Source organism: Flavonifractor plautii ATCC 29863 (assembly GCF_000239295.1).
Lineage (GTDB): Bacteria > Bacillota > Clostridia > Oscillospirales > Oscillospiraceae > Flavonifractor > Flavonifractor plautii.
Genome location: NZ_JH417838.1, coordinates 4,441 through 6,080, shown reverse-complemented (window position 1 = coordinate 6,080; position 1,640 = coordinate 4,441). Strand labels below are relative to the sequence as shown.

Annotated in this window: 1 protein-coding gene and 3 pseudogenes; all 4 read left to right on the top strand. The window is 60.4% G+C overall.

All coding sequences use genetic code 11. The annotated features are described in order from the left end of the window. Nucleotides 1-401, top strand: a pseudogene (locus tag HMPREF0372_RS20190) (hypothetical protein); the annotation flags it as partial. A 193-nt stretch (nt 402-594) separates the two neighbouring features. Beyond that, nucleotides 595-744: pseudogene (locus tag HMPREF0372_RS20900) on the top strand (DUF4314 domain-containing protein); the annotation flags it as partial. A gap of 206 nt (nt 745-950) precedes the next feature. Further along, the gene (locus HMPREF0372_RS20895) at nt 951-1,439 is read left to right on the top strand and encodes a hypothetical protein (protein WP_009261530.1); all 489 of its coding nucleotides are present in this window, start codon (nt 951-953) and stop codon (nt 1,437-1,439) included. Continuing rightward, a pseudogene (locus HMPREF0372_RS20185) lies at nt 1,436-1,640 on the top strand (hypothetical protein); the annotation flags it as partial. The gene HMPREF0372_RS20895 and the pseudogene HMPREF0372_RS20185, both read left to right, overlap by 4 nt.

Genomic DNA, 1,640 nt, shown 5'->3' with positions numbered 1-1,640 from the left:
GCCCGGAGCGGCCGGAGGAGCTCAGCCGGATTGCGACCTGCACCATTGTGGAGTCTGGGCAGGAGCAGCGGTTTTACACCATGGACTTCGGGAGGTTCAACCCACAGCATGCCTTGAAGCGAGCCATAACATACAGCCGGGAAACAGGCATATCCGCCACCCAGGCCATGGCCTGCCTCACCATGGATCAACCGGAGTTTGCCGAAAAGCCCGGCGGGCCCCGCTGTATCCTGGACGGCCTGGGCTCAGAGCTCACCAAGGCGTTGTTCCAGCTCTCGCCGGCCTGCCCTGCCGTGGCCGCCCATATCACCTGCCGTGCGGATCTGGGTATCACAGAGATAGCTTATCATCCCCTGTGGCTGGAGCGAAGCCAGAGTCAGGCGGCCATCCAGCAGATGTGAAAAAACTGCTGGATATCACGGGCACACTGTGGTATGTTGTGTGCTTACCAGAAGAAAGGGCGGGAAAGAGCTATGAACCATCAGAGGAAACAGAGCATGCGCAAGAACCCCGTTGAAGGCCGGCTTCCATTTGGGGAGCTGGCCTTTTCTATTCAGATGATACTTGCGGCAAAATGAAGGGAGGCAGATCATCATGCAGGATGTATCGAAGGAGTGGCTGGATTTCCGGCGGAATCAGTTCCCCGCGGGCAGCCGGATCCAGACGTGGGAGCTGGATGATCCCAGGAACACGCTGAAGGAGGCCAGAAAGCTGGATTACATCGATGACTCGGGCCGGTTCCACGTCCGGCACAGCGACGGAGGTGAGTGCGTCCTGACCCTTGGGGAGGAGATGTTCTCCGTCCACCCGCCTGAGTCCACCCAGCTCAAGCTGTACATGCCCCTCACCGCCAGCTTCTATGCCCGGAATGAGTGGGGAGATTGGGATGAGACGGGTGAGGAATGGGACGGCAGAACGCTTCTGGATTATGAGGACAGGATCCTGGGTTCATGGTGTGGAACCGGGTGCCGGAGGAGGCGGGGCGGGGCCTCATGCTCTGGTGCGACAAGGAGTTCCTGGACGTCAAGGTGCGCTCCGCCGTGTTTACGGCAGAGGCCAGAGGCGGCAGGCTGTGGGGCGTGGCGGAGTGCCAGGTCGTCGGCCAGCTCTCTCCGGAGGAGCTGACAAGCCTGAAGGACTATCTCACCGGCCAGGCTGCGGACGGCGTTGGCGAGGGCCTGGAGCAGCAGGCAATCCGTGTGGACGGCGGGGAGCTCTATGTCCACCTGTGGCAATCTGAGGGCTGGAGCATTCAGACAGAGGGGGAGCGGTTCGGGCAGACACAGATCCAGGAACCGCACGATGACGTGGTCCCCACCGAAGCCCAGCACAACAGGTTCGGTGGGGAGAGGAGTTCCGGCGAAATGAGTGAGCCTTGCCCACAGGGCGAGGCGAAGGGTATGGAGCGCGGAATGACGATGGGAGGGATGAGCTTGTGAGTGTTCCCGTGCTGACCCACCGCAGGGATCTGAGGAAAGGGGATCTTGTGTTTCCAGAGGAGATCCTGCCCATTGGCCACATGCTGGATGTTCAACTCGACTGTGTCAGCAAAGAAGTTCAGCAGGAGGTGTTTGGCCCGGAGTTGGATCCCAGTCCACTGTGTGACTGGCTGAACCTCCATACTGCCTATGATTTTGCGC